Annotated in this window: 8 protein-coding genes; 6 read left to right on the forward strand and 2 right to left on the reverse strand. The window is 45.8% G+C overall.

Annotation, left to right across the window (positions count from 1 at the left end; all coding sequences use genetic code 11):
- Positions 1 to 306 precede the first annotated feature (306 nt).
- The 6 genes from ACEW9J_RS12435 to ACEW9J_RS12460 all read left to right on the forward strand — a co-directional run bounded on the left by ACEW9J_RS12435 (position 307) and on the right by ACEW9J_RS12460 (position 4,278).
- Entirely contained in the window at positions 307 to 828 is a 522-nt protein-coding gene (locus ACEW9J_RS12435) for a hypothetical protein (RefSeq protein WP_373545437.1), read from the forward strand.
- Between the two features lie 204 nt (positions 829 to 1,032).
- Positions 1,033 to 1,935: a DsbA family protein gene (locus tag ACEW9J_RS12440; RefSeq protein WP_373545438.1), complete on the forward strand. Its 903-nt coding sequence runs from the start codon at positions 1,033 to 1,035 to the stop codon at positions 1,933 to 1,935.
- 145 nt (positions 1,936 to 2,080) lie between these two features.
- Positions 2,081 to 3,139 carry a thiamine phosphate synthase gene (locus ACEW9J_RS12445; RefSeq protein WP_373545439.1) on the forward strand — a complete coding sequence of 353 codons (1,059 nt, stop codon included), beginning with the start codon at positions 2,081 to 2,083 and terminating at the stop codon, positions 3,137 to 3,139.
- 88 nt (positions 3,140 to 3,227) lie between these two features.
- Positions 3,228 to 3,440, forward strand: coding sequence for a sulfur carrier protein ThiS (thiS, locus tag ACEW9J_RS12450; RefSeq protein ID WP_373545440.1), 213 nt, complete (start codon positions 3,228 to 3,230; stop codon positions 3,438 to 3,440).
- Positions 3,441 to 3,466: 26 nt separating this feature from the next.
- Positions 3,467 to 3,841, forward strand: a complete 375-nt coding sequence (locus ACEW9J_RS12455) for a DUF2237 family protein (RefSeq protein ID WP_373545441.1) — start codon at positions 3,467 to 3,469, stop codon at positions 3,839 to 3,841.
- The gene (locus tag ACEW9J_RS12460; protein ID WP_373545442.1) at positions 3,838 to 4,278 is read left to right on the forward strand and encodes an NUDIX domain-containing protein; all 441 of its coding nucleotides are present in this window, start codon (positions 3,838 to 3,840) and stop codon (positions 4,276 to 4,278) included. Before ACEW9J_RS12455 ends, ACEW9J_RS12460 begins: the two co-directional genes overlap by 4 nt.
- A gap of 114 nt (positions 4,279 to 4,392) precedes the next feature.
- Here the strand turns inward: ACEW9J_RS12460 and ACEW9J_RS12465 are convergent, their stop codons facing one another.
- Both ACEW9J_RS12465 and dnaK read right to left on the reverse strand, forming a co-directional pair.
- Positions 4,393 to 5,394 carry a DnaJ C-terminal domain-containing protein gene (locus tag ACEW9J_RS12465; protein ID WP_373545443.1) on the reverse strand — a complete coding sequence of 334 codons (1,002 nt, stop codon included), beginning with the start codon at positions 5,392 to 5,394 and terminating at the stop codon, positions 4,393 to 4,395.
- A gap of 224 nt (positions 5,395 to 5,618) precedes the next feature.
- Complete coding sequence (dnaK, locus tag ACEW9J_RS12470; protein WP_373545444.1) at positions 5,619 to 8,159, reverse strand: molecular chaperone DnaK; 2,541 nt, start codon at positions 8,157 to 8,159, stop codon at positions 5,619 to 5,621.
- Positions 8,160 to 8,554 lie beyond the last annotated feature (395 nt).

Below are 8,554 nucleotides of genomic sequence, written 5' to 3' on the forward strand. Positions count from 1 at the left end.
CCCTACAGGTTAATTGTGTAGGGGCGCGGCTTTATGCCCGCCTTGGGGTTATGGCAGTAATAGTATCTATGAATTGGTGCAAGATGTGAGTATAGCAATCCTAAATGAGAAGCAGATCGCTTTAGTACATCAGTATAAAAATCAAAATAGCTCTAGCCGTTATTTCTCAAAGATTCAAGCTTTGGAGCAAGTGTACTATGATATTTGTGAATCAAATAGGATTGTTATATAGGTTCGGAACTTGTGCGATCGACACAAATGGTTTATATATTTTAAGGTTGCTAATAATCACTCAATATTTACCGAATGCTTACAAAATTGCAGCTACTTCAGTCAACTACCGCGATCGGGATGGCGATTGGTGCCCTGACTACTCCAGTCATAATTCAAGCCAGCCCATCGATCTCCAATAGTGGAAAAACTATTTTATCTGGGCAGCCAATCACCAATAGCACCCCGAAACCTCCTCAGTCTGGTGGTAACTCCATTGCCGCAGGTGCAAAGATCGAAACAGTCTCAGGAGCGGCAGAAACTGCTTTAGTCGAATATTTAGCTGCAAGCGATGTCAAGTTTTATGGTGCTTACTGGTGCTCTCATTGCCAGCAACAAAAATCTTTGTTTGGCGCAACTGCTGCGGCTAAGTTACCATATGTTGAGTGTGCCGCAGATGGTGAAAATTCTCAACGACAGTTATGTAAAGATAAGAATATTCAAATGTTTCCCACTTGGGCGATCGATGGTAAGTTTTACCCAGGCACAAAGGATTTAAAAGAGATTGCCAAAATGACTGGTTATAAAGGTTCGATGGAATTCAAGTATCATAAGTAGAGTCTAACTAAATAGATGAGTCAATATTGTTTACTCATCTGTTTGTTATGAACGATCGATCTAGATCTAACTTCTGATTTCGCACTATTAATCATTTACCGAAAAGCAGAAGCTATGGCTTCGGAGTTTAAATCTCCGTTCTAATCACTTCGCTTCAACTATCAACTATCAACTATCAACTGTTTAAATCAACCCCGATACTTAATGAACTACTTACTCAATTTGTGGCGATTTCCGATCTTATCAATAGTACTATCATCTTTATTTTTGAGTTCATTGCCAGTCAGCGCAAATGCTCAGACATCTACAATTCCATCAAGTGAAGCGTCCGCGCAGCCTCTAGGAGAGAAGATTGCTACAAATCAGATTACTTCGATCGATAGCGGTTCGATCGATCTTTTGAGCCAACAAACGCCAACAAGTGAGATGTTACTCGCTCAATCAGTCAAGGTAAATTCTCAACTAGAAAAACAAATCCTAGAGGTACTCCGCAGACATCCTGAAGTAATGTTTGAAGTGTTGCAGAAATATGCGATCGAGCAACAAGCAAAGGAGCAAAAAGCTCAAGCCGAGGCGATTAAACAAGTTCGGACAAATACTAAGGCACTAATCGGCGATGCTCCAGTCATGGGAGCTAGCGATCGCAAAATCGTCATGGTAGAATTTTCGGATTTTCAATGCCCATTCTGCGCCACAGCCGATAAAAGCGTCAAGCAATTTATGGCGAAGCATAAGGATAAAGTTACCCTAGTCTACAAGCATTTTCCACTTACCCAAATTCACCCCGAAGCTCTACCTGCTGCTCGTGCTGCTTGGGCTGCAAATAAGCAGGGGAAATTCTGGGAGTATCATGATGCTTTATTTGCCAATCAAGCTAAATTAGGCGAAACTTTTTATCTAGAAACTGCCACTGGTTTAAAATTAGATCTCAACAAGTTTAATGCCGATCGCAAAATTGCTGATAATTTTATCGTTGAGGATTTTAAACTAGGGCGTAAACTGGGTATTGATGGCACACCGACATTTATCATCAATGGGGAAGTCGTCACTGGTGCTGCTTCACTAGCAGATTTGGAAAATGCTTTAGCAAAAGTTACTAAAAAATAGATAGTGGATGGTGAATAGCGAATCAAAACAGTCGATCGTGGAGAATTCAATTTCTTTAAGACCTGTAAATATTTACCACTAATGAGTTTAGCCCATATCCACCATCCACCGATCGCCATCCACCATCCACCATCCACCATCCCTTATGAGTGACACTTCTCTAGCTTCAATCCAACCAGCCGTCTGGCGAATTTTAGATGCGAATTTCGATCGAGCGCGGGAAGGATTACGCATTATTGAAGAATGGTGCCGATTTGCGCTCAATGATACAGCGATGGCAAATGAGTGCAAGCAGATGCGCCAGGAATTGGGGATGTGGCATACGCCACAGATTCGCTCGGCAAGAGATACGACAGGGGATGTGGGTACCGCCCTCAGTCATCCGCGTGAGGAACAGCGCACGGGCATCGAGCAACTGCTGCAAGCGAATTTTTGTCGGGTGCAAGAAGCATTGCGAGTACTCGAAGAATATGGCAAGTTGCAATCATCGACTATGAGTAGCGGTTGCAAACAGATGCGGTACCGAGTTTATAGCCTTGAGAGCAGTTTACTTGCCTACCGTCGTCGCCAAATTCTCGCCAATGCTCGGTTATATCTGGTGACATCTCCAGCCCCAGATTTACTTGCGCGAGTCGAAGCAGCTTTACAAGGTGGCTTGACTTTAGTTCAGTATCGTGATAAGCAGAGTAACGATGTCGATCGACTGGCGATCGCGCAAGCAATGTGTCAACTCTGCCATAATTATGGGGCGTTGTTTATTCTCAACGATCGAGTCGATCTCGCTCTGGCTGTCAACGCTGACGGGGTGCATTTGGGGCAGCAAGACATCAGTATCGCTCTGGCTAGGCAAATCCTTGGATCGCAACGCATTGTCGGTAGATCGACAACCAGCCCTGAGGAAATGGCTCTGGCGTTGAAGGAAGGCGCAGACTATATTGGAGTAGGGCCAGTCTATGAAACTCCAACTAAAGCTGGGAAAGCGGCGGCGGGACTAGAATACATTCAACATGCAGTCAAAAATGCGACTGTGCCTTGGTTTGCGATCGGTGGCATCGATAGTACTAATATTGATGATGTCCTGCAAGCTGGTGCCCCAGCAATCGCGATCGTGCGGGCGATTATGGAAGCAGATAATCCTACTCATGCAGTTCAATATTGTTTGTCCATCTTGAATCGGGTGCCGCGAATAGAGGGTAGAGGGTAGAGGGTAGAGGGTAGAGGATAGGCTTTAGGTTTTAGGTTTTAGGGTTTAGGATTGAGTGGCTAGCGGGGTAGTTTATAATTTTTGGTTTATGATTGAGTCGATCGAGTTACAAGTAAATGGTGAAGCGTGTACCTGTTTGCCGCAGACAACCTTACCCCAGTTATTAGTCAAGATGGGGTTGAATCCTCGACTTCTAGCAGTAGAATATAATGGGGAAATTTTGCATCGTCAATTTTGGGACAATACAGAGATTAAAACTGCCGATCGATTGGAAATTGTGACGATCGTGGGTGGTGGTTAATATAGATAGATAATCAATTTTGAGCTATGGATACTAATAACGACCAAAATGTACTGGGCGCAGAACTTCAGACTTGTTGTACCTCCCCCATGACTGGATTCTTTCGGACGGGAGTTTGTGTTACAGGGCCTCAAGATCGCGGCACTCATGTAATTTGCGCCCAAATCACTGCTGAATTTTTGACATATACTAAATCCCAAGGCAACGATCTGAGCACACCTGTTCCTGGCTCCAGTTTTCCTGGCTTAAACCCAGGTGATAAATGGTGTCTGTGTGCAACGCGGTGGAAAGAAGCTCTAGAAGCTGGGGTTGCGCCGCCTGTAGACTTGGCTGCAACTCATCATACGGCTCTCAAATTTGTGTCATTAGCAGATCTTCAACAACACGCTATCTCCCCATGAGCGATAAGTCACCTGTAGAAGTTGCGATCGCAATTCTGCCCCATGAAGGTAAATTTTTGATGCAATTGCGGGATAATATTCCCACGATTCTCTATCCAGGTTTGTGGGGTTTATTCGGCGGGCATATTGAAGTTGGGGAAACACCAGAGATTGCCGTCGAGCGAGAAATAATTGAGGAAATCGGGTATCAAATTACTAATCCCCACAAGTTTGGCTGTTACAATGACGATCGCGTAATCAGGCATGTTTTTTATGCGCCATTGACTGTCTCGATCGATAAATTAGTTTTGACTGAAGGTTGGGATTTGGGATTGATTAGTCCCGCTCAAATTGAAGCCGGATTTGCTTATTCGGCGATTGCTGGGGAGGAACGTCCGTTAGGTGTGGTACATCAACAGATTATGGTTGATTTTATGGAATGGTGGGGTAGTAGTTGAGAGCTTTCGTAGGGTGTGTTAGCGATAGCGTAACGCACCGAATAAAACCGCCAATGGTGCGTTACGCTATCGCTAACACACCCTACAGATAAATCATCATTGTCTGAGAGGCTGCTAGGATAGAGTAAAATCCAAGCGGGGATTAAAGGATTCGATGTCGCGTAACTTTTGGTAGAGTTCGCGTTCGGCGGGAAGAACATTTTTCGGCACAACGATTTGGATTTCGAGTAATTGATCGCCGCGCCGAGCGTCTTCACCTGGAAATCCCTTACCAGCTAGACGCAACTTTTGCCCAGAGGTAATACTCTGAGGAAGACTGATTTTTACTAATCCATCCAAAGTGGGCACTTCGACAAAGCCGCCTAAGACGGCTTCGGCTGGTGTAACTGGGAGTTGACAATAGACATCGATCCCTTCGAGTCTAAAAAATTGGTGTGGTGCGACATTGATTTTGAGATAGAGATCGCCGCCAGCGATTCCTTGTCCGCGCAGGCGAATTTTTTGACCTGAGATCATCCCTGGGGGCATGTCTACTTCTAGAGATCGACCATCTTCTTGAATGGTAATCCGCTCGCGTCCGCCCAGGTAGGCTTTATCGAGCGGTAGAGTGAGTTCTGCTTCAAGATTTTTAGGACGCAGCAAGGGTTGAGCCTCGGCGAAGGTGTTGCGATCTCGCGGACGATCTGTTTCTGCAAAGCCGCGAGGATTTCGGCGTTCGGTAGTCCGATTGCGGTCTGTTTGGGTATCAGAATTTGAAGATCTATTATTATTACCGTTGCTCGATGCTTTTTTGCGTCCTAATAGTCGATCGATAAAGGTATTAAAATCATCACTAAAGTCATCATCATCGGTTTCCCTAGGCTGATTTGGAGTAGCTTTGGTGCTTTTCTTGCGCCAGAAACCAGCAAACTTATCATATTGCGATCGCTTGGATCGATCGGATAGTACCTCATAGGCTTCGCTAATATCTTTAAACTTGTCCTCAGCAGCTTTATCCCCAGGATTGAGATCTGGATGATATTTCCGCGCCAGTCGCCGAAATGACTGCTTGATATCATCAGTGGAAGCATCCCGCTTCACATCTAATAGCTCGTAATAATTGCGAATATCTTGCATAAGTTAGGCTTTAGGCTTTAGGTGTTAGATGTTAGGCTTTAGGCTTTAGGTATGAGGTTTTTGGTTTTTGGTCTTTGATTCTAGTGAAGGGTAAGGAATTAGGGCGATCGAACGTAAAAGATCTAATCTTTGCCCTAAAGCCTAAAGCCTATCCTCACCCTAAAGCCTAAGACCTAAACCCTAAAGCCTATCTTCACCCTAAAACCTCAAACCTCACCCCTAATTTAATACCATTGATCGTCCTCGTCGTCCCAATCATCGCGGATTGGCTGGGAGTTGGGATCGGGGCGACGATTAGGGCTATCGTTAGGCTGACGACGGGTTTCAGATGGTGACGATCCTGCTGGGTAGCGGGGTCGCTGTTCGGGTGGGATCTCGCGTGGGTTGTTTTGACGACTATCGGCGGGATTGGGGCGATCTGAAGATCTTTGAGTGCGTGGATCTACGCGACGGGATGGATTTTGGTCGTCCTCCCAGCGATCTTGCCGTGGTTGGGGCACATCGTCTAGGTAGTCATCATCGCGCTGGCGAGATCGATCGATCTTGTTATTATCTGGCGATCGACGAGAGTTGGGAGGATTACTGTCATCTTGACGATTGGGATAGCGATCGTCACGAGTATACCGTTCATCATCGCGATAGTTTTGTCCTTGGGGAGCAGAATTATTGCGCGGATTAGCCCGATTGTCCCGACGTGAATCTCGATTGGGATCGCTATAGGGATCTCTGGGTGGATTATAGTCCCTGTCGTAGTTTTGGGGTGGGAGTGCCCCTCGATTTGGATAAGAGGGAGGATAATCGTTGTTGCGACTATCAAAGTAAGGATCGCGTTGGTTGCCGTAGGGATTGTAGACATCGCGGTTATTGTAGTTATCGCGATAATTGTATTCATCATCATCGCCAACAAAGATATCTTTGAGTGTGCCGAAGATCCCTTTATCTTCCTCTTCTGTGAGCATTTTCACCTGACGGGTAAAATCGTAGATCGCATCATCTAGTTCGCTTTTTATTTCATCAATTAATCGCTCATCTCCATTAGCTAGAGCTTCCCGTATTTCTCTTACCAATCCTTCAATTTGTTTCCGTTGAGCGTTGGCAAACTGCATCCCAAATTCGAGTGCGACTTCTCGTAACTGGCGTTCTGCTTGATAAGACAAAGCTTCGGCGCGGTTGCGTTTATCGATTTTTTCGCGTTTTTGTTTGTCGCTAGCTGCAAATTGAGTAGCCTCATCAATCATCCGCTGAATTTCCATTTCACCCAGCGCAGACGCGCCTTGGATTGTCACCGTTTGTTCGCGTCCGGTGGTGCGATCCATTGCCGTGACTTGGAGGATACCATTCGCGTCAACATCCAAAGAGACTTGAACTTGCGGGATGCCTTTGGGTGCGGGGGGAATACCCGTGAGTTTAAACCTTCCCAGGGATTTATTATCATTAGCCATTTCCCGTTCGCCTTGAACAATGTGGACTTCTACCATCGTTTGGTTATTTTCCGATGTCGAAAATATATCCGATCGACGGACGGGAATAGTCGTGTTGCGCGGGATGAGTTTTTTCATCACACCGCCAATAGTTTCCAATCCCAGGGAGAGCGGAGTGACATCCAGCAAGAGGATATCTTTGACTTCTCCAGCTAGTACCCCTGCTTTAATTGCCGCACCTACAGCGACTACCTCATCAGGATTGACATTTTGGTTGGGTCGTCTATTGATAAAGCTCCGCACCAATTCCTGCACCGCTGGTATCCGCGTCGAGCCACCAACTAGGACGACTTCATCGATATCATCAGCAATCAAATTAGCATCGCTCATCGCCCGTTTGACAGGCCCACGGAGCCGAGCGATCAGATCGCTACAGAGTTCCTCAAATTGAGCGCGAGTCAGCCGTGTCTCAATGTGCTTGGGGCCATCTGCGGTGGCGGTGATGAAGGGGAGATTTATATCTGTGACCATCACCCCAGAAAGTTCGATTTTAGCTTTCTCAGCGGCTTCTGTCAGCCGTTGGAGGGATTGACGTTCTTTGCGAAGATCGATATTTTCGGCGGCGAGAAATTGTTCTGCTAGCCAATCGACGATCTTGCGATCGAAATCCATCCCTCCTAATTGAACATCCCCACTGGTAGACTTGACCTGAAAGACTCCATCCCCGACTTCTAACACCGACACATCAAATGTCCCGCCGCCTAAATCAAAGGCTAAAATCGTCTCACTTTGACGTTTATCCAATCCATAAGCCAGTGATGCCGCCGTCGGCTCATTCAAAATCCGCAGGACATCTAATCCCGCAATTTTCCCCGCATTTTTGGTCGCTTGGCGTTGGGAATCGTTAAAATAAGCAGGTACGGTAATTACGGCACCTGTAACGGGTTCGCCCAGATATCTACTAGCTTCATCAGCTAGTTTTTGCAAGATCATTGCCGAAATTTCTTCAGGAGCATACTCCCGATTTTGCTTGGGACATTTGATTTTGATATTGCCATCTTCATCCTTGCGGATGGTAAAGGGCACCTGTTTTGATTTGGGGCTGAGTTCGCCGTATTTTCGCCCCATGAAGCGTTTCACCCCATAAAAAGTATTCTGGGGGTTCAGCTCTGTTTGCCGCCGTGCCATCTGCCCTACGAGCCGTTCGCCATCCTTGCTGAAACCAACGACGGAGGGAGTGGTACGCATACCTTCGGCATTGGCGATTACTACTGGTTTTCCACCTTCCATCACAGCTACCACTGAATTGGTGGTACCCAGGTCGATGCCTACTACTTTACCCATCCGCTGTTTCCCTTAGTATGACTAATTTGTCACAAATATTGGTCTTATTTTAGCCGATCGCGTCGCGTACCAACGGTAATCTATCCACTCTGCGAGTGGGGATTGCACTACTTTAGGCTTTAGGCTTTAGGCTTTAGGCTTTGAGGCTCTGGGCTTTAGGCTTTAGGCTTTAGATAGACCTCAATCGTAAATCTTGATACCTATATAGCAATCCTCTTTGATTCGCACGCTTTATAATACAATAGTATTAAATATTCGATCGACTATATTTAAGCAATGGATAATCTCCTGATAAAACAGCAAGAAAAATCTGACAAGATCGTCCGCCTGGAAGGTTTGATTAAAAGCAATTCAGATCCCAGAGAACTAAAAAGAGCCTTGGCCGTGAAAATGTC

The organism is Chamaesiphon sp., from assembly GCF_041737865.1.
GTDB lineage: Bacteria > Cyanobacteriota > Cyanobacteriia > Cyanobacteriales > Chamaesiphonaceae > Chamaesiphon.